At 62.5% G+C, this 19,378-nt stretch carries 19 protein-coding genes; 11 read left to right on the plus strand and 8 right to left on the minus strand.

Going from position 1 to position 19,378, the window contains the following annotated elements:
- The first annotated feature begins 85 nt into the window (after nucleotides 1-85).
- Entirely contained in the window at nucleotides 86-601 is a 516-nt protein-coding gene (locus tag ACZBJS_RS27520) for a DUF3280 domain-containing protein (protein ID WP_463439509.1), read from the plus strand.
- 193 nt (nucleotides 602-794) lie between these two features.
- On the opposite strand, the gene fghA is transcribed toward ACZBJS_RS27520, so the two are convergent.
- Both fghA and ACZBJS_RS27530 read right to left on the minus strand, forming a co-directional pair.
- On the minus strand, nucleotides 795-1,634 hold the full coding sequence (gene fghA, locus ACZBJS_RS27525; protein ID WP_463439510.1) for an S-formylglutathione hydrolase: 840 nt from the start codon (nucleotides 1,632-1,634) through the stop codon (nucleotides 795-797).
- Nucleotides 1,635-1,664: 30 nt separating this feature from the next.
- Nucleotides 1,665-2,285: a response regulator transcription factor gene (locus ACZBJS_RS27530; RefSeq protein ID WP_016847801.1), complete on the minus strand. Its 621-nt coding sequence runs from the start codon at nucleotides 2,283-2,285 to the stop codon at nucleotides 1,665-1,667.
- 181 nt (nucleotides 2,286-2,466) lie between these two features.
- On the opposite strand from ACZBJS_RS27530, the gene ACZBJS_RS27535 reads away from it, so the two are divergent.
- Nucleotides 2,467-3,831, plus strand: coding sequence for a histidine kinase (locus ACZBJS_RS27535; RefSeq protein ID WP_463439511.1), 1,365 nt, complete (start codon nucleotides 2,467-2,469; stop codon nucleotides 3,829-3,831).
- On the opposite strand, the gene ACZBJS_RS27540 is transcribed toward ACZBJS_RS27535, so the two are convergent.
- Nucleotides 3,828-4,262, minus strand: a complete 435-nt coding sequence (locus ACZBJS_RS27540) for a YkvA family protein (RefSeq protein ID WP_076834149.1) — start codon at nucleotides 4,260-4,262, stop codon at nucleotides 3,828-3,830. The genes ACZBJS_RS27535 and ACZBJS_RS27540 overlap by 4 nt on opposite strands.
- 30 nt (nucleotides 4,263-4,292) lie before the next feature.
- Complete coding sequence (locus ACZBJS_RS27545) at nucleotides 4,293-5,267, minus strand: helix-turn-helix domain-containing protein (RefSeq protein WP_016847804.1); 975 nt, start codon at nucleotides 5,265-5,267, stop codon at nucleotides 4,293-4,295.
- Nucleotides 5,268-5,687: 420 nt separating this feature from the next.
- On the opposite strand from ACZBJS_RS27545, the gene xoxF5 reads away from it, so the two are divergent.
- The 7 genes from xoxF5 to ACZBJS_RS27580 all read left to right on the plus strand — a co-directional run bounded on the left by xoxF5 (nucleotide 5,688) and on the right by ACZBJS_RS27580 (nucleotide 14,182).
- Nucleotides 5,688-7,493, plus strand: a complete 1,806-nt coding sequence (xoxF5, locus tag ACZBJS_RS27550) for a lanthanide-dependent methanol dehydrogenase XoxF5 (protein WP_076834147.1) — start codon at nucleotides 5,688-5,690, stop codon at nucleotides 7,491-7,493.
- Between the two features lie 123 nt (nucleotides 7,494-7,616).
- A complete protein-coding gene (locus tag ACZBJS_RS27555; RefSeq protein WP_076834145.1) occupies nucleotides 7,617-8,099 on the plus strand; it encodes a c-type cytochrome, methanol metabolism-related in 483 nt (160 codons plus the stop codon).
- Nucleotides 8,100-8,149: 50 nt separating this feature from the next.
- Nucleotides 8,150-9,259 (plus strand): S-(hydroxymethyl)glutathione dehydrogenase/class III alcohol dehydrogenase, encoded by a 1,110-nt coding sequence (locus ACZBJS_RS27560; protein WP_026193090.1) that lies wholly within the window; start codon nucleotides 8,150-8,152, stop codon nucleotides 9,257-9,259.
- Nucleotides 9,260-9,292: 33 nt separating this feature from the next.
- Nucleotides 9,293-9,856, plus strand: coding sequence for an S-(hydroxymethyl)glutathione synthase (gene gfa / locus ACZBJS_RS27565; protein WP_016847312.1), 564 nt, complete (start codon nucleotides 9,293-9,295; stop codon nucleotides 9,854-9,856).
- A 137-nt stretch (nucleotides 9,857-9,993) separates the two neighbouring features.
- Complete coding sequence (locus ACZBJS_RS27570) at nucleotides 9,994-10,947, plus strand: hypothetical protein (RefSeq protein WP_463439512.1); 954 nt, start codon at nucleotides 9,994-9,996, stop codon at nucleotides 10,945-10,947.
- A gap of 310 nt (nucleotides 10,948-11,257) precedes the next feature.
- The gene (locus ACZBJS_RS27575; RefSeq protein ID WP_253625938.1) at nucleotides 11,258-12,397 is read left to right on the plus strand and encodes an epoxide hydrolase family protein; all 1,140 of its coding nucleotides are present in this window, start codon (nucleotides 11,258-11,260) and stop codon (nucleotides 12,395-12,397) included.
- 66 nt (nucleotides 12,398-12,463) lie between these two features.
- Nucleotides 12,464-14,182, plus strand: a complete 1,719-nt coding sequence (locus ACZBJS_RS27580; RefSeq protein ID WP_463439513.1) for a metallophosphoesterase family protein — start codon at nucleotides 12,464-12,466, stop codon at nucleotides 14,180-14,182.
- On the opposite strand, the gene ACZBJS_RS27585 is transcribed toward ACZBJS_RS27580, so the two are convergent.
- The 3 genes from ACZBJS_RS27585 to ACZBJS_RS27595 all read right to left on the minus strand — a co-directional run bounded on the left by ACZBJS_RS27585 (nucleotide 14,179) and on the right by ACZBJS_RS27595 (nucleotide 15,955).
- On the minus strand, nucleotides 14,179-15,213 hold the full coding sequence (locus ACZBJS_RS27585; RefSeq protein WP_310885687.1) for an AI-2E family transporter: 1,035 nt from the start codon (nucleotides 15,211-15,213) through the stop codon (nucleotides 14,179-14,181). The two genes, ACZBJS_RS27580 and ACZBJS_RS27585, sit on opposite strands and share 4 nt — an antisense overlap.
- 84 nt (nucleotides 15,214-15,297) lie before the next feature.
- The gene (locus ACZBJS_RS27590; RefSeq protein WP_456855634.1) at nucleotides 15,298-15,762 is read right to left on the minus strand and encodes a GNAT family N-acetyltransferase; all 465 of its coding nucleotides are present in this window, start codon (nucleotides 15,760-15,762) and stop codon (nucleotides 15,298-15,300) included.
- A gap of 64 nt (nucleotides 15,763-15,826) precedes the next feature.
- Complete coding sequence (locus ACZBJS_RS27595; protein WP_256521342.1) at nucleotides 15,827-15,955, minus strand: hypothetical protein; 129 nt, start codon at nucleotides 15,953-15,955, stop codon at nucleotides 15,827-15,829.
- A 110-nt stretch (nucleotides 15,956-16,065) separates the two neighbouring features.
- On the opposite strand from ACZBJS_RS27595, the gene ACZBJS_RS27600 reads away from it, so the two are divergent.
- Together ACZBJS_RS27600 and ACZBJS_RS27605 are read left to right on the plus strand one after the other, a co-directional pair.
- Complete coding sequence (locus ACZBJS_RS27600; protein WP_463439514.1) at nucleotides 16,066-16,698, plus strand: invasion associated locus B family protein; 633 nt, start codon at nucleotides 16,066-16,068, stop codon at nucleotides 16,696-16,698.
- 407 nt (nucleotides 16,699-17,105) lie between these two features.
- The gene (locus tag ACZBJS_RS27605) at nucleotides 17,106-18,500 is read left to right on the plus strand and encodes an adenylate/guanylate cyclase domain-containing protein (RefSeq protein WP_463439515.1); all 1,395 of its coding nucleotides are present in this window, start codon (nucleotides 17,106-17,108) and stop codon (nucleotides 18,498-18,500) included.
- A gap of 227 nt (nucleotides 18,501-18,727) precedes the next feature.
- On the opposite strand, the gene ACZBJS_RS27610 is transcribed toward ACZBJS_RS27605, so the two are convergent.
- Entirely contained in the window at nucleotides 18,728-18,973 is a 246-nt protein-coding gene (locus tag ACZBJS_RS27610; protein ID WP_463439516.1) for a hypothetical protein, read from the minus strand.
- Nucleotides 18,974-19,378 lie beyond the last annotated feature (405 nt).

A 19,378-nucleotide genomic window follows, 5' to 3' on the forward strand; every position in this document is an offset into this window, starting at 1 on the left:
TGACTTGCAAGATGCCGGAATTGGCCTAGCTTGCAACCCCGCTTTTTGTCGTTGCGACGTTACAAATTACGATTGGTTCACAATCATGAGATCAGCGTTTGCCTTCGCCGTTTCTTTGCTGGTGGTGTCTGCGGCGGCAGCGCGCGCCGAGCCGCCCAGGCTCGCGGTGTTCGACCTCGAGATGATCGACACCAGCCTGCAGGGGGAAGTGAGCGGGCCACGCAGTGATGAGCAGGCGCGGCTGCTCCGGGCCGGCGATCAGGTGCGCAAGGAGCTCGCGGACTCCGGCAAGTTCCGCGTGCTCGACATCGCGCCGGTCAATGCTGCGGCGCATGGCAGCAATCTTCAGGCCTGCGGTGGCTGCGATGTGAAGCTGGCCGGCGAGTTGGGCGCTGATCTCGTGATGACGGGCGTGGTGCAGAAGGTGTCCAACCTCATCCTCAACATCAATCTCTATTTGCGCGACGTGCGTAGCGGGCAATTGCTGGCGGCGGCGAGCGCCGACATGCGCGGCAACACCGACGAATCCTGGTCGCGTGCTACCGACTACCTCGTGCGCAACCGCCTGCTCGCGCCGAACTACGGCGTGCCGAAGGCGTAGTAGCCTGCGCTCACGAATGGACCTCCCTTACCCAGAGGTGCGAGCCTTGCGGCGCAATTGCGCCGCTGAGCGAGCCTCGAAGGATGAATCGGCCCGGTTACAGCCACACGTAGCAAATTCGGGCCGTGCATCCTTCGAGACCGGCCGCTTCGCGGCCTTCTCAGGATGATGGGATGAACGGACTGCGTGACGCTCACGCCTTCAACCGCGCGGCGTGCCAGCGCAGATGATCGGCCATGAAGGTCGAGATGAAGTAGTAACTGTGGTCATAGCCCGGCTGACGCCGCAGGGTGAGGGGGATGTTGGCCTTCTCGCATGCCGCCTTCAGCAATTCGGGCCGCAGCTGCTCGGTGAGAAAGCCGTCGGCATCGCCGTAGTCGACCAGCAGATCGGCGAAGCGGGCACCGTCCTCGATCAGGGCGACGGCGTCATGCTTGCGCCACGCCTGCTTGTTGCTGCCGAGATAGCCGCCGAGCGCCTTGTTGCCCCATGGCACCTGCGACGGCGCCACGATCGGCGCAAACGCGCTCGCCGCCCGATAACGATCGGGATGGCGCAGCGCGACCGTCAGCGCGCCATGGCCGCCCATGGAATGACCGAGGATCGACTGCCGCGTTGTGTCGACCGGGAACTGCTCGGCGATCAGCTTCGGCAATTCCTCGGTGATGTAGCTCCACATCCGGTAATTGGTCGCGAACGGCTGCTCCGTCGCATCGACATAGAAGCCGGCGCCAAGACCGAAATCGTAGGAGTTGGCGGGATCGCCGGGGACGCCTTCGCCGCGCGGGCTGGTGTCGGGCGCGACGAAGATCAGGCCGAGCTCGGCGCATGCCTGGCGGAATTCGCCCTTCTCGGTGACGTTGGCATGGGTGCAGGTCAGGCCCGACAGATAGGTGACGACGGGCAGCTTGGCGCCGGCCGCATGCTCAGGGACGAACACCGAAAAGGTCATGTCGGTCTTGGTCTCGCGGCTTGGATGCTGATAGACGCCTTGCGTGCCGCCATGCGACTTGTTCTGGGAAACCGTCTGCATTGTCGTATTCCTCTTGGTTGGAGCGCTGCGTCAGGCGACGCCGCTCTCGATCGCCAGCCGCACCAGCTCTGCCGAAGTGCGTACGCCAAGCTTCTGGCGCATGATCGATGACGTGTTTGCGACCGTCTTGTATGATGAATGCACCAGCCAGGCGATCTCCGACAGGCTTTTGCCGGAACTGAGCAGGCGCAGGATCTCCATTTCGCGCGAGGTGAGCTTGGAGAGCGGATTTTGCGCAAAGCCCGGCCGCGCAAACGCCACGTTGCGCGCGATCGCTGGCGGCAGATAAACGCCGCCATTGCCGACCTCGCGCACTGCTTCCACCAGATCGTTGGGATCGCCGGTCTTCGAAACGTAACCCTTGGCGCCGATGTCGATGGCGCGGGCGGCGAACACCGGGTCATCGTTCATGCTGAACATGATGAGGCGCGCAGACGCATCATGCGTCAGGATGCGGCGCGCCAGCTCGAAGCCGGAGACCGTCGGCAGGTTGATGTCGATCACGCAGAGATCGGGCTTCTCCGCGACGAACGCCCGTTCGCCGCTTTCGGCATCCGCGGCTTCCAGCAGCGTGATCTCGGGATCGTCGGCGAACACGGTGCGGCAACCGGAGGCAACGATGGGATGATCGTCAACGATCAGAATGCGCATGGCGTTGTTCCGGCGACCTGCTTCGATTCACTCATCATCACGTCGGTTTGCGCGAAGGACAGGTCGGTTCCGACCGGTTGTGCACCTCGTGCGGGATTGCGATAGGGTGCGATTAGATAGCCGGGCAAATTTGGCTGTCAACGATCCTCTCGGAGGAGGGATCGCGGTCGGGGGCAACGTCATGTGGCAAAAGCTATCCTTGCGCGCGCGGATCAACCTGCTGCTGGCGCTGATCCTAGCGCTTGGCCTCGGCATCAATATTGCGCGGCTCGTGCTGGAAGCGGGGCCGCGTGTCCAGGCCGAGGACCAGAGCGTGATCCGCCTGGCGCGTGAATTCGTTGCGACGATCGTGGCCGGTCTCGACGAGGCGCCGGATCCCGATGCGCGGCTCGATCAGATCGTCCAGGACCTGAGCCGGCTGCGTCACGTCAGCATCACGCGGCAGGATGGCGCGACCGCAAAATCTCCTGATCGCCCCGAGGACGTCGGCGATCAACGCGCTCCGCCGCAGTGGTTCGTCGCGCTGGTTCATCCCGAGCAGACCTCGGTGCGGGTGCCGATCTCGGTGCACGGCAAGCCGCAATCGCTGGTCATCACCTCGCATCCCGACGACGAAATCGCCGAGATCTGGGACGGCATCGTCACCCAGATCGAGGTCGGCTCCGCGATCGCGGCCGCGCTGCTTCTGGTCACCATGCTGGTGGTCGGCCGCGCGCTGGCGCCACTGGAGGCACTGTCGCAGGCCATGACCGGCATCGAGGCCGGGGATTACGATGCCCGCGTCGAGCCCGGCGGATCGCCGGAATTGGCCGCCATCTGTGCCAAACTGAACCATCTGGCGGCGACCCTTGGCGATGCCGTCGAGGGCAAGCGGCAGCTCGCCGAGCGCGCGGTCTCGCTGCAGGATTCCGAGCGCAAGGAGATCGCGCGCGAATTGCACGATGAGTTCGGGCCCTATCTGTTTGCCTTGCGCGCGCATGCCGGCGCGCTGACCCGGCTGGCGGAAGTCGAAAAGCCGGACCCTGCGGCATTGCGCAAGCACGGCAATGCCATCCTCGAGCAGGTCAACGCGCTCCAGCAGTTCACGCGCCGGATTCTGGAGCGATTGCGGCCGGTCGGCCTGGCCGAGCTCGGGCTTGCGGAAGCGCTCGGCGCGCTGGTGCGGCTATGGAGCGAAACGCATCCGGAGGTGGAGATCGAGAGCCGCATCTCGCCGGCGCTCGGCGATACCGGAGAGATGGCCGACCTCACGATCTATCGCATCGTCCAGGAGGCGCTCACCAACGTGTTCCGCCATGCCGGCGCGACGGCGGTCGATATCACGATCGAACCGGTGGACCGGCAGGCCGGTCTACGCGGCAGCCGCGACTGCGCGCTGGTGCGGATTCGCGACAATGGCCGTGGCTTGCTGAGGGATCACAGGCTTGGCCGCGGATTGACCGGGATGCAGGAGCGGATCCTCGCGCTCGGCGGCACGCTTAACATCAATTCCAGCGATGATGGCGTGACGGTCGAGGCGCTCGTGCCAAAGGCCGCACAGTCCTAGACGATTGGCTGTCGCCAATATCTGAAAGCCGCCCAAGCCAGCGCCGCCGCGCCGGCGATCCAGAGCACGACGATCGCGATCATTCCCGCCCGGCTGGTCGGACGCTGCAAGACGGCGCCGGCCTTGGCACGGCATTCCGCCATCACCTCGTCCGGCACGAGCGAGATCGCAAGCCAGATGCCGAGCGGCAGCAGGATCAGATCGTCGAGATAGCCGATCACCGGAATGAAATCCGGGATCAGATCGATGGGAGACAGTGCATAGGCCGCGACGGCGACGGCAAGGGCCTTGGCATACCAGGGCACGCGCGGATCACGCGATGCGAGATACAGCGCAACGCTGTCCCGCTTGAGGTTGCGCGCCCAAACCCTGATCGAGGACAGCTTGATTGAGGACAACTTGGTTGGAGAAAGTCTGTCGGCGGACGGCATGGCGCAACGCCTGCGCGTCGGATGGAACCGCTATTCGAGCACCACATCCGCCGGCATACCGCCGTGCAGGCCCTTGTGGACGGAGGAGGGCGCGATGCCGAAATACTTCCGGAAGACGCGGCTGAAATGCGACGAACTCGAGAAGCCCCAGGAGAACGCGACGTCGGTGATGGTCTTGCCGTTCTGGGACTCCAGCTCCTGCCGGCAATTCTGCAGCCGGGCCTTCCAGATGTAGTCGCTGACCGTCATGCCGCGATCGCTGAACAGCATGTGGAGATAGCGCTTCGAGCAACCAAGCGCCGCGGAAATGCGGTCGATGCAGAGATCCGGATCGCGCAGATGCTCGCGGATGAAGCCCTGGGCACGCACATAGGTGGCCTCGGCGCTGCCGCGGTCGAACATGGCGCCGGTCTCGCGCAGCGGCAACAGCAGCAAGTCGATCAGCGCATCAGCCACGCCGACGGCGTTGACCGGCGTCAGCGTCGGTGCCTCGCCGAAGGCGGCATGGACGAAATCATAGGCGATGCGGCCGGTGCCGTTGCGCGCCGACAGCTTGCACGGCGCCATCTTGGAGAGCTGGAAGCCGCGCTCCTTGAGCAGGTCCTTTGGAACGATGACAACCTCGTGCCGCGTCAGCGACGGGCTGATGATGGTGTGCGGACACGACACGTCGTAGGCGAAGCAGTCGCCCGGCATGATGTCGAAGTGCAGGCCGTCTTGCTCGAAATGCGAGACGCCGTGGGTCTGGAACACGATCTTGATGTAGGGGTGCTCGCTCAGCTTGATGCGCGAGATGGTATGCGCGATCCGGTGCTGGCTTGCCTCGATCTGACACAGCTTCAGGCGCGATACCGTCGTGAAATTGACCCGGGCTTCGAGCGAGGATCCTTCCAGCGCATCGACGTCGAACTGGCCGCAAAGGTCAGTGAGCGCATCCGACCAGCGCTGAATCTGCCGCTTGGGCGTCAATCCGTTCGTGCTGAGAGAATGGACTGTATCGGACATCTTTCCAGCCACCGATTCGATCCCCACGTGACTGCTCACCGAGCTTAAGTCTGGCCCGAGATGATGCGCCTTCTCCCTGATTCTGAATAGCTTAGGGAGGCGGCGGGATTTCTTCCCGGTTAATGTCGGGTGATCCTCCGACTTAGTTCTGGGCGCGTCAAGCGCAACCTTAGCACGCGTCAATCTGGCATCCGGATCGCGCCGGCCGCGATTGATGCCCTGCAACATGAAGCAAGCTTTCCAGCCAATTCAGGGCCGGGCGACAAAAATCTGACGAAGCTTCGCTTTTGAGCAAACGGCTCTTCTCTTTTGGGCAAGTCAGCGCGCTTCGAGAGGACTACGACTGGGGCACCAAAATGGAAGAAGTGGGGCCGTTTCGGCGGAAACCCTTGAGCTCTTGAACCTGGGAGGAAATCCACGATGCGCAAGATGCTTTACGCGACCGGTCTTGGGGCAATGGCGGTATTTGCCGCCGGAGCGGCCAACGCCAATGACGAACTCCACAAGATGTCGCAGAACCCGAAGGACTGGGTGATGCCGGCCGGAGACTACGCCAATCAGCGTTACTCCAAGCTGAATCAGATCAACGCCTCGAACGTCGGAAAGTTGCAGGTCGCCTGGACGTTTTCGACCGGCGTGCTGCGCGGCCACGAGGGTGGCCCGCTGATCGTCGGCAACATCATGTACGTCCACACCCCGTTCCCGAACAAGGTCTATGCTCTTGACCTTTCGCAGGACAACAAGATCGTCTGGAAGTACGAACCAAAGCAGGATCCGAACGTCATTCCGGTGATGTGCTGCGACACGGTCAACCGCGGCGTTGCCTATGGCGACGGCAAGATCTTCCTGCACCAGGCCGACACCACACTGGTGGCGCTCGATGCCAAGACCGGCAAGGTGGAGTGGACGGTGAAGAACGGCGATCCCAGCAAGGGCTCGACCGGTACCTCCGCGCCGCTGGTGGTCAAGGACAAGGTGCTGCTCGGCATCTCCGGCGGCGAGTTCGGCGTCCAGGCTCATGTGACCGCTTACGACATCAAGACCGGCAAGCAGGTCTGGCGCGGCTTCTCGGAAGGCCCGGATGACCAGCTCCTGGTCGACGACAAGACCACCGAGCTCGGCAAGCCGATCGGCAAGGATTCGAGCTTGAAGACCTGGCAGGGCGATCAGTGGAAGATCGGCGGCGGCGCGACCTGGGGCTGGATCTCCTACGATCCCGAACTGAACCTCGTCTATTATGGGTCGGGCAATCCCTCGACCTGGAATCCGAAGCAGCGTCCCGGCGACAACAAGTGGTCGATGACGATCTGGGCGCGCAACCCGGATACCGGCGTCGCCAAGTGGGTCTACCAGATGACGCCCCATGACGAATGGGACTATGACGGCGTCAACGAGATGATCCTCTCGGATCAGACGATCGACGGCAAGGCGCGCAAGCTGCTGACGCATTTCGATCGCAACGGCCTCGGCTACACGCTCGATCGCGCCACCGGCGAACTGCTGGTCGCCGAGAAGTACGATCCGAAGGTGAACTGGACCTCCGGCGTCGACATGAAGAAGGACTCGCCGACCTATGGTCGCCCGAAGGTTCTTGATGCCGCGTCGACCGACAAGGCGGGCGAGGACGTCAACGTGAAGGGCATCTGCCCGGCAGCGCTCGGCTCGAAGGACGAGCAGCCGGCAGCCTACTCGCCGGACACGCAGCTGTTCTACGTGCCGACCAACCACGTCTGCATGGACTACGAGCCGTTCAAGGTGAGCTACACCGCAGGTCAGCCCTATGTCGGCGCGACGCTGTCGATGTATCCGCCTCCCGGTGAGACCAACATGGGCAACTTCATCGCCTGGGACGGCAAGACCGGCAAGATCGTGTGGTCGAACAAGGAGCAGTTCTCGGTCTGGTCGGGTGCGCTCGCGACCGCCGGCGGCGTGGTGTTCTACGGCACGCTGGAAGGCTACCTGAAGGCTGTCGACGCCAAGACGGGCAAGGAGCTCTACAAGTTCAAGACCCCGTCCGGCATCATCGGCAACGTCACCACCTATGAACATGCCGGCAAGCAGTACGTCGCCATTCTGTCGGGTGTTGGCGGTTGGGCGGGCATCGGCCTCGCGGCCGGTCTGACTGATCCGACGGCCGGTCTCGGCGCAGTCGGCGGCTATGCCGCGCTGAGCAACTACACCGCGCTCGGCGGAACGCTCACCGTGTTCTCGCTGCCGCAGCAGTGAGCTGAGCGACCTCGTTCCGGCGCATGGAGCGATCTCCATGCGCCGGTCCGTCTTCAATCTGCACGCGAGGATATGCTTTTGCGTAAGATCTGGTTTGTGAGTGCTGCGATCTTTGTCGTGGCAATGGGTGGAGTTGCCTCCGCCGAGGACGCTGGCGACCCGACCGCCGTCAAGTCCGAGGACGGCAAGTATCTCGACAAGGATGGAAACCCGACGTTCAAGGTTACGGCCGACGGCACGACGGACTGGTACACCTACTCCGGCTATCGCCGCTATCATTCGGAGTGCCATGTCTGCCATGGCCCCGACGGCATGGGATCGACCTATGCGCCGGCGCTGTCGAATTCGCTGAAGACCATGAGCTACGCGGATTTCATGGGCGTGGTCGCGAGCGGACGCAAGAACGTTTCCACGGCGCAGGAGAACGTGATGCCGGCGTTCGGCGATAACCCCAACGTTGCCTGCTACATGGACGACCTCTATGTCTACCTGCGCGCCCGCGCCAATGACGCGGTTGGGCGTGTTCGGCCGGCCAAGCACGAAGACAAGTCGGAAGCCTATGGAAAGGCGGAAGACGCCTGCATGGGGCACAACGACAAGAAGTGAGCCCGTCCGGTGCGAACGAGAAACCTGTTTGACGTTTTGTGGAGACCCAGATGAAGACCCGCGCCGCAGTCGCATTTGAAGCAAAGAAGCCGCTTGAGATCGTCGAGCTCGATCTGGAGGGTCCCAAGGCCGGCGAGGTCCTGGTCGAGATCAAGGCGACGGGCATCTGTCACACCGATGCCTACACGCTCGACGGCTTCGACAGCGAGGGCATCTTCCCCTCGATCCTCGGGCACGAAGGTGCAGGCATCGTTCGCGAGGTCGGCGCCGGCGTGACGTCGGTCAAGCCTGGCGATCATGTGATCCCGCTCTACACGCCGGAATGCCGGCAGTGCAAAAGCTGCCTGAGCCAGAAGACCAATCTCTGCACCGCGATCCGCGCCACCCAGGGCAAGGGCGTGATGCCCGACGGCACCTCGCGCTTCAGCTACAAGGGCAAGACGGTCTTCCACTATATGGGCTGCTCGACCTTCTCGAACTTCACCGTGCTGCCCGAGATCGCGGTGGCCAAGATTCGCGAGGACGCGCCGTTCGACAAGAGCTGCTACATCGGCTGCGGCGTCACCACCGGTGTCGGCGCGGTCGTCAACACCGCCAAGGTGACGCCGGGCTCCAACGTGGTCGTGTTCGGCCTCGGCGGCATCGGCCTCAACGTGATCCAGGGCGCCAAGATGGTCGGCGCCGACAAGATCATCGGCGTCGATATCAATGACTCCAAGGAGGCTTGGGGCAAGCAGTTCGGCATGACGCATTTCGTCAACCCGACCAAGGTTTCCGGCGACATCGTCCAGCACCTGGTGGGCCTGACCGATGGCGGTGCCGACTACACCTTCGACTGCACCGGCAACACCAACGTGATGCGGCAGGCGCTGGAAGCCTGCCATCGCGGCTGGGGCGTCTCGGTGGTGATCGGTGTCGCGGAGTCCGGCAAGGAGATCGCGACCCGGCCGTTCCAGCTCGTCACCGGACGGGTCTGGAAGGGCACGGCCTTCGGCGGCGCGCGCGGCCGCACCGACGTGCCGAAGATCGTCGACTGGTACATGGGCGGAAAGATCCAGATCGATCCGATGATCACCCACGTGCTGAAACTCGACGAGATCAACAAGGGCTTCGACCTGATGCACGAGGGAAAATCGATCCGTTCGGTCGTCGTATTCTGAAATCAAAACACCAAGCACTAGGAGGATAGGTCAATGACTGTTCATATCCACCCGTCGGTCGACAATGGCGTCAAGCAAGGCTCCGGCAGTTTTGCCGGCGGCACGCTGGTCTGCAAATGCGCGGACAAGCCGGTCAAGGTCGGCATCAAGGGCGACGTCGCCCACAACCATGCCTGCGGCTGCACCAAGTGCTGGAAGCCTTCGGGCGCCACCTTCTCGGTGGTCGCGGTGGTGCCGCGCGAGAACGTCACCGTGTTGGAGAACGGCGACAAGCTGAAGATCGTCGATGCCGCGGCGGTGATCCAGCGCCATGCCTGCACCGGATGCGGCACCCACATGTACGGCCGGATCGAGAACAAGGGCCATCCGTTCTATGGCCTCGACTTCATCCATCCCGAGCTGTTCCAGGAGTCCGGCTCGGCTGCGCCCGGATTTGCCGCCTTCGTGTCGTCGGTGATCGAGTCCGGCGTCAAGCCGGCCGATATGGCCGGGATCAGGTCGCGGCTCAAGGAGCTTGGGCTCGAGCCCTATGACTGCTTGTCGCCGCCGCTGATGGATGCGATCGCCACCCACGTGGCGAAGTCCAAGGCGGCCTGACGACGGCACCGTGACAAAGGCGGCCTGACCGGCTCGCCTTGACGAGATCCTGCGCCGGCAGAGGGTCTGCCGGCGAGGGATATGCTGGTAGTACCCGTGACCTTGAACCTTGCATGCCCTGCGGACGACCACAGGGCATGCATTTTATTTTCCGCTTTGCCCTCGTCCTTTCCCCGATCCTGCTGCTTTCGCCGGCCCGCGCCGCGTCACCGGAAGACCGCTATATCGCCGCGCGTGACGCCGCGATCGCCAAATTCGCCAAGCTGTCGAACGACAACAAGATCAATGAGGCCGTCGACAAGGCCGAGGTGGCCGCGCGCGACGAGCTGAAGGGGCAGCTGACGGCCATCCTGTCCCAGCCCGCCCGGCCGGGCTTTGCTCCGGCCCAGCTCAACCTCGACACTCTATATAAGGGCGATATGGGGTTCGGCATGCTGGACGGCCTGCGCTTCGATGCCGACACCGGCAGGGACGGGGCAAAGATCGGAGAAAAACGCGCCGACGGCAGCTTCGTCGAGCCGAAAGCCCATATCATCGTCACCACCGAGCCTCTGTTCACGCGCTGGCTGCACGAACACAAGACCTGGTGGGACAAGGGCAGCAAGAACGTGCCGCAGCAGGTCGATGCCGCCCTGAAGTTCGAGGGCCTCTACACCCAGGCGATCTCGACCGATGCCGCGGTGGTCAATTTCGACGAGCTGCCGATCGCCAAGCCGGCGTCGGCCGCCCTGGCTTACGGCTTCCTGGCCGGCCGCACCCAGGATTCGTTCCCCGACAAGGCCGACGAGGTGTTCGTGGCGGCGCTCGCCGGCGGCAAGATGTATGTCGCCTATGGCGAGATCGAGCCGGCGGTGCAAGTGCCGGCCTGCACCGCGATCCGAACCGACTACAACAAGAAGGCCGATGCGGCGGCCGAGAGGCTCGAGCGCAAGCAGATCACCAGGCAGGCCTATGACAAGCTCGGTGACCTGCGCCAGCAGGGCGAGGATGCGTTCAAGCGCTGCTTCACCGAGCGCGCGCCACAACAGCCGGCCTTCGCCGCGGCCACCAGGCAGGCCCAGGCGCTGCTCGAGGCGGCGATCGGCAAATAGCTCGGCGAGTTATTGACCGGCGGCAATCCCAACTTCAGCACGGCATCTTGTCTGTCATGGATGCTAATCAGATAGATTGCCACAACAAGCTCCGTCCTCTGCGACATTAGCGCTTCGATCGCCTGCGCGTGATGTCGATCTATTGTGGCCGATGTCTTAGCAAGATCGCGGTGCCGATAATGGTTCTTGTCGTCAGATTTCGCGGCTAGTCGTGCAGGGTTCGTGCAGGCGAGGTTTGCGGCGCGGGGTTTGATCGGCGACCCGCGCCAGCCTATCTTCCCCGAAAGTTCAGCATCCCCGTGGAGACGCCATGACCGCCATTAGCCCGTTCCGCATCGCCGTCAGCGACGATGTCCTCGAGGATCTGCGTAATCGGCTGCGCCGGACCCGCTGGCCGGAAGCCGAACTGGTCGACGACTGGAGCCAGGGCGCGCCGCTGCAATGGATCAAGGACGTCTGCCACTATTGGGCCGAGACCTATGACTGGCGGCAGCGCGAGGCGCGGCTCAACCGCTTCAGCCAGTTCACCACCGAAATCGACGGGCTCGACATCCACTTCATCCATGTCCGCTCGAAGCATCCGGAGGCGCGGCCCTTGATCATCACCCATGGCTGGCCGGGATCGGTGGTCGAATTCCACAAGGTGATCGAGCCGCTGACCGATCCGACCGCGCATGGCGGCCGCGCCGCCGATGCCTTCCACGTGGTGTGCCCGTCATTGCCGGGCTTCGGCTTCTCGGCCAAGCCTATAGCGACGGGCTGGGGCGTCGACCGGATCGCGACGGCCTGGGCCGTCCTGATGCAGCGGCTCGGCTACGCCAGCTATTTCGCGCAAGGCGGCGACTGGGGCTCCGCGGTCACGACCGCGATCGGCGGGCAGGATGCTGCACATTGCGCCGGCATCCACATCACGCTTGCGATGTCGACCCGGCCCAATGTCGAGGGGCAGCCGACGCCGGAGGAGACGAGGGCGCTCAACGGCATCAAATATTATGCCGACTGGGATTCCGGCTATTCCAAGCAGCAGTCCACGCGGCCGCAGACGCTCGGCTATGGCCTGACGGATTCGCCCTGCGGGCAGGCGGCCTGGATCCTCGAAAAGTTCTGGGCCTGGACCGATTGCGACGGCCATCCGGAAAACATCCTCAGCCGCGACGAACTGCTCGACAACGTCATGCTGTACTGGGTCACCGCGACGGCTGCGTCATCGGCGCGGCTCTATTGGGAAAGTTTTGGGCCGGGCAAGCGAACCCCGCACAAGGTGAGCGTGCCGACCGGCGTTGCCGTGTTCCCCAAGGAGATCGTCACGCCGGTCCGCAAATGGATGGAGACAAACTTCACCAACATCCGGCACTGGAGCGAGATGCCGAAAGGCGGACATTTCTCGGCATTCGAGCAACCCGAGCTGTTCATCGGCGAGGTGCGCGAGTTCTTCGGGAAGCTGCGCTGAGCCTGACGCGTATGTTGGTCTGAAGCGGTTTGTGACAGAATGCGCCGTGCAACGGAGGACGTCGGCGTGCTGCTTGATCCCCGCCTCGGCGACTTTGAGGACAATGCCGCCAGCCCGGAACAGCGTTCGTTGTTCGCGATCTTGGGTAGCCTTCTGGTTGAGATAAGCCCGACGAAACTGTTGTTCGCCTGGACGGTTTCGCTTCTGCTTCCGGGCGTACTGCTCGGCCTTGCGCCACTGGTCGCATCCGCCTGGATTTCGAGCCTTTCGCAACACGCTCTTGCCCTGTCCGAAGTGGGCGCCGTGCTGATGCTGATTGTGATCGCGGCCTTGGGATGGCTCGGCGGACGACCGCTGCTTCAAATCGCGGAAACAAGCTTCTGGTCGCTGAACGCGCTCGCGGTCCAACCGAGCTATGCCTTCACGCGCGAGGCGCTGGGCCATCTGGCGGAGCTGCTTTGGCGCACCGGCGCAACTCCTGCCTCTCGCACGAGGCTGCGCCGCGGTTGCTCGGTCGGCGCCGGCATACTGCTCTCCGCGGGGGCGGCATTGATCGCGGCCCTGGCCTGGCCTGCCTCGCAATGGACTGCGACCGTCAATGACCTTGTTCTGATCCATCATCTGGTGTTGCCGACGTTCGCGAATGCCGTGGTGCTGGTGTCCTGCTATCTTGCGGTCGCGTCACTGGCCTGGAGCGTGGCCGACGCCAGTATGGAACAACCGGCCGACCTGGCCGGATTCGACGCGACGCCGTCCGGAGGCCGCTGCTGGCGCGTTGCGCATCTGTCCGATCTTCACGTGGTCGGCGAGCGGTACGGCTTCCGCATCGAAAGCGGGACCGCCGGTCCGCGGGGAAACGAGCACTTCAATCGCGTGTTGGCTCGCCTTGCCGAAATTCACACTATTGATCCGCTCGACCACGTGCTGATCAGCGGCGATATGACGGACGCCGGCCGGCCCGGCGAATGGGCGGAATTTCTCGATGCATTGGCAGGTCATCCCGAGCTTGCAGCACGCATCATCATGCTCCCGGGCAATCATGACGTTAACGTCGTGGATCGTGCCAATCCTGCGCGCCTCGACCTGCCGTTCAGCCCGGGCAAGCGGCTACGGCAGATGCGTACCCTGTCGGCGATCGCGGCCGTCCAGGGCGATCGCGTGCGCGTCATCGACAGTTCCGGCAAACCGTCGGCCACGTTGAACCAGGCGCTCGCCCCTTATCATGATCGGATAACACAATTTGCGCAGCACGGAGGCGTGCGCCGCGCAGCGGCGCTCCGTGGCCTGTTCGATGATCAATTCCCGATGATCCTGCCGCCGGACCAGGACGGTGGCCTCGGGATCGCCATTCTCAACTCCAACGCCGAAACCCACTTCTCCTTCACCAACGCGCTCGGTTTGGTTTCGGAAGCGCAAACGCGGCGGTTGGAGGCTGCGATCCGTCATTTTCCGACGGCATGCTGGACCATCGCGCTACATCATCACGTGATGGAATATCCCATGCCGGTGAAGACATTTGCCGAGCGCATTGGGACAGCCTTGATCAACGGCAGCTGGTTTGTACGCAGGTTGCAAAGGTTTTCCGATCGCTCGGTGGTGATGCACGGTCACAGGCATATCGACTGGATCGGTACATGTGGTGCGTCGAGGATCGTCTCGGCCCCGTCGCCGGTGATGGGGGCCGACGATGCAGCCAGCTATTTCTATATCCACAAAATGATGGTCGGCCCGGACCGGAAGCTCTGCCTCGTCGAGCCCGAGCGGGTTGAGATTGCCGCAAGCTAGGACGCTTCCGGCTTGTCATGGTGCAATCCGCCACACAGATCGGCTATCCATGCGGCCGACGGACTCTCGGCACAGAAGGTCAGAATAGCGAGCGTGATCGGCACGCCGATGAAGGTCCCAAACAGGCCCCAAAGCGAGCTCCAGAAGAAGATCGCAAACAGCACCAGAAACGGCGAGATCGACAACGTCGAACCGGCCACCCGCGGTTCGATATAGCTGCCGACCACGAACTGGATGACGTTGAGACAGGCGAACACGCCAAACACCGCGGGCCAGCTCTCGAACTGCGTCATGGCCAGCAGCGTGGGGAACAGCGTCGCGATGAAAGGACCGACGAAAGGAATGTAGTTGAGGACAAAGGCGATCACGCCCCATTCGAATGCGAATGGCAGCCCGGTCACAGCGGCGAACAGGCCGACCAAGAGACCCGTGACCGCGCTCATCTGCGTCCGCACCAGCATATATTTACGAAACTTGGCGGCCGTCGCTTTGCTGCCCTTGAGCAGGACGCGGGCAGCTGTGCGATTCTCCAACCGCTGGATTCGTCGACCAGCGTCTTCGACCTCGAGAAGTCCCAGCACGACATAGACCAGCGCGATGAGCCAGAAGCTCAACGTGGTGTTGACGCGGCCCGTGACGTATTGCGTGGTACGCAGCAGCCAGCCGACATTGAAATGCTCCGCCCAGACGCCGGCGAACGAGACGCCATGGCCGTCGAGCCAGATCACCGCGGCATCGTAGAAGGCCTGATACCGCGCCGCATCCGCGATCAAGGAGCGCCCGACGCGGCCGAACCCCCATGCTGCCAGCGAGGCAAACGCGATGCAGGTGGCAACCGTAACAACGACAGTAATGGCGAGCGCGAGGAGTTTCGGCAGCCACGACTGCAGCCGTTGCTGAACGGGCCAGACGATCGCGATGATGAACAGGGCGGCCGCAAGCGGGGCGAGCACGCTGCGCGCCTGAGCCACCGCCGCAATCACCAGCACCGCGGCGATGATGCCGGTCGTGATCTTCAACCCGCCAGCCATCCTTGGGTTACCCGATCTCCGTGAACGCAGACATTGTCAGCCTGTCTCGTAGCGCGACAAGACGGAAATGAACTTGCGGCGCAGCTACAGCAATCCTCGATAGATCCCCGGCGCGGAGCCTTCGATGGCCACCGCGCCGACAGCTTTCGTATAGAAATCCGCCGGCCCGACGCCGCCGATGATGGCGTAACCGAAACCCTGGTGTTTCATGTCCTCGAGGCAGGCAAACAGCAGCGCCTTGCCGATTCCGCCCTGCTGCGCCTTCGGCGCGACCCCGGTCGGACCGAAGAAGTTGCGACAGGCCGCGTCGTGGCAGGCGAATCCGAGGATCTTCTTTTGCTGGATCGCGATGAAGCAGGAGACGGGTTGGCGGCTGAACGCGACCTCGGTTTCGCTGGCCCACGCCTCGCTGAATGTCTCCCGCACCCAGGCCACGACCTTGTGCTTTTCAGGCGCGAGCGCGCGGCGCATGACAATTCCGGCCTTGAGCAATCGATCGTAGGCGGGCCGGGAATCGGGCAGGGCGTAGAGCTTGACGAGCATGTCCATCCGGTGAGCTTAGTTGAAAACGCGTCCCGCGGGCAAATCACGGGAGCAAGGTCGAGGCGCCGGACTAGCATTTGCGTTGTTGCTTGTTCGCGGCCTTGTTCGCGGTCCTGGCTTCACGTGCAATTGCCCAGAAATACCCGCCGCAGAACGCAACAATCGCGACAATCACACCGGCGGCGATCAGCTCTTGCATATCAGCGGCTCTCCACGTAGACCTATCTCGCTCGCGTGGGAATTATGCCCACGAATACGCCGACGAAGAGGCAAGTCGGTTTCGGGACGTAACGAGGCGGAGTGAATGCAATGGTGACGGTCAGCGCAGCAGACAGGCGTCTTCGGGCGATTGTTGCTCTCGTCGTCATGGTCGGCGTCGGTTCGGCGCAAGCCGCCCGAACTCCCGATGTGTCGGATGCCAGTGGGAGCACCGTCTCCATGCCGATCGACACACGGAGCCGGACGTCCGCGATGGACGGCGTGGTCCGCGCCGTCCAGCTTCCCAAGGGCGCTTTCCGCGATCAGCGAGACTACGGAGACTGGATCGTCAAATGCCAGCTCGACGGCGGGGCCAAGCTGTGTACCCTCGGGCAGACACAGTTCGCCAAGGAAACCAATCAGCAAATCTTCGCCATCGAACTGATTCCCAGGGACGGAAAGGCCGAAGGCAACATCTTGATGCCGTTCGGGCTGAAGTTCGACGCCGGGGCCGTCCTCAAGCTTGACGGCAAGGATCTCGAACAGACGCGCTTCTCCACCTGCACGGCGCAAGGCTGCTTGCTGCCGGTATCCTTTCCCACGGCCGTGACCGACACCACCAGCAAGGCCAAAATGCTCACCGTTGCCGCACAGAGCATCAGCAACGGGCAGGCTGTCGTCTTTAACGTCCCCCTCAACGGCTTCGCCGCGGCGCTGGAGCGCACCATTCAGCTCGGAAGCTGAGCGGCACGACGTTCCGCGCTCACCGCACGATGGCTGCGACAGATCACCCCGACGGGCAAATCCCGCTTCCGTCGTCGGGCAAATCAGTGATCCAATTCCGCCCGTCTCACCCGATTGAGGGGCGCTTCGCGGTCGTCACGAACGTGGGTCGAGATGCGGTGGACGCCGATTGCGCAACTGACGAGTGCGCATGACGTGGACGGTGAAGTCGTGTGGTCCTGATGCCAAGCCTTTTTCTCATGATCCAAAGAACGAATAAAAGCCATGTCTGTCAATGGCTTAAACAGAGTCGCTTGAGCTGGGTCCCAATAGGCCCTTAGACCGTTCACCTTCAGGTGCCAGACCATAGCTTCGGCCCATCGTGTGACGGGCAAATACCGGGCATTTACGGTGGATGACGTCCGTTGATGTCCGGCCTGATCTGGAAGATAGTTGGAAACGCGAACAAATGGTGGGGGCCCGCGATGACGGAAGTAGCGTTGCCCGAGACGCAGTATGCGCAGAGCGGCGACTTCAACATCGCCTATCAAGTCATGGGCGACGGGCCCACCGACATTATCCTAGTTCCGGGCATTATATCCCACATCGATTTTCAGCACGAACTCCCGGGCTATACGCGCTTTCTTCGTCGCTTGGCGAAGTTCTCAAGGGTCGTCACGTTCGACAAGAGAGGTCAAGGACTATCAGATCGGTTGGCCGACGTACCGTCTCTTGAGGAACGTATCGACGATGTCCGCACGATCATGGACGCCATCAACTCCAAGCATGCTGCGCTAGTCGGCTTCTCTGAAGGCGCGTCGATGAGCGTTCTATTCGCGACGACCTACCCAGAGCGCGTGTCCCACTTGGTCTTATTCGGAGGGCTGGCGCGGATATCAGACCTGCTCCCGCCCAACCTCACGCCATCCGAGGTTCAGGAACGGTTAGCTTACGTCGTAAAGAGTTGGGGAAACGGGGACTTCCTCAAGCGAGTTTTCGCGAGTGATGCTGGCAATCCGGAGATACTCGCTCGCATCGCAAAATTCGAAAAGTTGGGCAGCAGTCCTGGCGCACTAAAATCCTACATACTTTCGAACCGACGGATAGACATCAACCCCATCCTCCCAGTCGTCCGCACGCCAACTCTAGTGCTGCACCGAACAACCGACGCGCAGGTGCCTGTAACGTTAGGCCGCAAGCTCGCCGCCGGTATCCCGGGAGCAAAATACATTGAATATCCGTCGGGCGATCACGCGTTCTGGACGGGAGACATTGAGCGAGTTACCGGAGACATCGAAGAATTCATCACTGGACAACGCGCCAGCGAGGGAATTGATCTGGAGCGCATACTCGCTACCGTTCTCTTTACTGATATCGTTGGGTCGACCAATCTCGCTTTGCAACTCGGCGATCACCGTTGGCGTGACCTCTTGGACAATCACGACGATCTTTCCGGCCGGATTGTCAGCAAGCATCGCGGCACTTTGGTGAAGAGCACAGGCGATGGCGTTCTGGCGACCTTTGACGGGCCGGGGCGGGCTGTGCGATGCGCCTTGGCGCTCAGTGAAGAGAGCAAGAGTATTGGCCTGCCCGTACGCGCAGGTCTTCATTGCGGCGAGGTCGAAATCAGAGGCAATGACATCGGTGGCATTGCCGTCCACGCAGCCGCGCGGGTGATGTCGCAGTCGGGAAGCAATGAGGTATTTGTCTCGCGGGTGGTCACCGACCTCGTAGCAGGCACCGATCTGAAGTTCTCCGAGCGAGGTTCATACGAATTAAAGGGGCTGCCCGGGAAATGGGACCTTTTCGCCGCGAGCAAATAATATCCCGAGCGCTTGCGTCGTATTGTTCCTCCGCTATAAGCCGCGCAGGCCTCCGCATTTTGCGCTTCCGTTTCGTGTCGAGGCCGAGATCGCCGAGATGTCTATGCATGTCTACTTTGCCCTCAACATCAACTTGACGGATAAGCAGCAAAGTACGTTCGAGGAACTCAACCTCAAGCCTGGCGCTGTTTGCAGACTGACAAAGTAAGGCGCCCGCATTGCGATGCCTAGGTAGGCTTACGCAGTTCGCGCTCAGCCCTGTTCGCTGCTTTGAGCAGGTCTCCGATGTAGTCGGAGATGTCGCCGATCTCAGCTTGCAAGTCGGCCGCCGAGAAACCCTGCTCCTTGGCAGCCGCGACAAGACGGCGGGTCAGTTCGGCGATATCCTGCGACGCGCCGACGGTGCGAAACTGCTCGACAGCGTGAATGCTATTCTCGACCCAGAAATCGATAAACTCGCGGGCCTTGCTCACCGGATACCCCCCAACGCCAAACCAAGAACTAGCGTTAGCGCCGGTGCGTGAACACGGCAAGGCCGCCTCAGTTGTCCCTCTTCGTTTGCCATCGTAGCGATGGCCACGCCGCCGCCGCACCCCACAAGTCGAATTGCGCCCCGCTAGGCTTTATCCCAACGTCGGAGCACGCAGCCGACGGGGACGGCCTTTGCATCTATTGTTCCGACTATGATCGCGAAGACGATTATCAAGGTCGCGCAATCTGGTCTCAGGGACCCCGCCGAGATTTCGGCGCAGGCGATCAAGGCACTGGAAGTCCGGTGACGCCGGGAGTTGATGTCTTCCCGCGCGCGCTCTGGAACGACCGCCTTATCCCAATTAGGAACGAGATACGCGAGCCAGCATTGGCGACAATGGACGACA

This window comes from Bradyrhizobium sp. KZN70725, assembly GCF_055264925.1.

Coding starts and splice junctions, on each gene's coding strand:
- ACZBJS_RS27520 (WP_463439509.1), top strand. CDS start 86: ATGAGATCAGCGTTTGCCTTCGCCGTTTCTTTGCTGGTGGTGTCTGCG.
- fghA (WP_463439510.1), bottom strand. CDS start 1,634: ATGCAGACGGTTTCCCAGAACAAGTCGCATGGCGGCACGCAAGGCGTC.
- ACZBJS_RS27530 (WP_016847801.1), bottom strand. CDS start 2,285: ATGCGCATTCTGATCGTTGACGATCATCCCATCGTTGCCTCCGGTTGC.
- ACZBJS_RS27535 (WP_463439511.1), top strand. CDS start 2,467: ATGTGGCAAAAGCTATCCTTGCGCGCGCGGATCAACCTGCTGCTGGCG.
- ACZBJS_RS27540 (WP_076834149.1), bottom strand. CDS start 4,262: ATGCCGTCCGCCGACAGACTTTCTCCAACCAAGTTGTCCTCAATCAAG.
- ACZBJS_RS27545 (WP_016847804.1), bottom strand. CDS start 5,267: ATGTCCGATACAGTCCATTCTCTCAGCACGAACGGATTGACGCCCAAG.
- xoxF5 (WP_076834147.1), top strand. CDS start 5,688: ATGCGCAAGATGCTTTACGCGACCGGTCTTGGGGCAATGGCGGTATTT.
- ACZBJS_RS27555 (WP_076834145.1), top strand. CDS start 7,617: ATGGGTGGAGTTGCCTCCGCCGAGGACGCTGGCGACCCGACCGCCGTC.
- ACZBJS_RS27560 (WP_026193090.1), top strand. CDS start 8,150: ATGAAGACCCGCGCCGCAGTCGCATTTGAAGCAAAGAAGCCGCTTGAG.
- gfa (WP_016847312.1), top strand. CDS start 9,293: ATGACTGTTCATATCCACCCGTCGGTCGACAATGGCGTCAAGCAAGGC.
- ACZBJS_RS27570 (WP_463439512.1), top strand. CDS start 9,994: ATGCATTTTATTTTCCGCTTTGCCCTCGTCCTTTCCCCGATCCTGCTG.
- ACZBJS_RS27575 (WP_253625938.1), top strand. CDS start 11,258: ATGACCGCCATTAGCCCGTTCCGCATCGCCGTCAGCGACGATGTCCTC.
- ACZBJS_RS27585 (WP_310885687.1), bottom strand. CDS start 15,213: ATGGCTGGCGGGTTGAAGATCACGACCGGCATCATCGCCGCGGTGCTG.
- ACZBJS_RS27590 (WP_456855634.1), bottom strand. CDS start 15,762: ATGGACATGCTCGTCAAGCTCTACGCCCTGCCCGATTCCCGGCCCGCC.
- ACZBJS_RS27595 (WP_256521342.1), bottom strand. CDS start 15,955: ATGCAAGAGCTGATCGCCGCCGGTGTGATTGTCGCGATTGTTGCGTTC.
- ACZBJS_RS27600 (WP_463439514.1), top strand. CDS start 16,066: ATGGTGACGGTCAGCGCAGCAGACAGGCGTCTTCGGGCGATTGTTGCT.
- ACZBJS_RS27605 (WP_463439515.1), top strand. CDS start 17,106: ATGTCCGGCCTGATCTGGAAGATAGTTGGAAACGCGAACAAATGGTGG.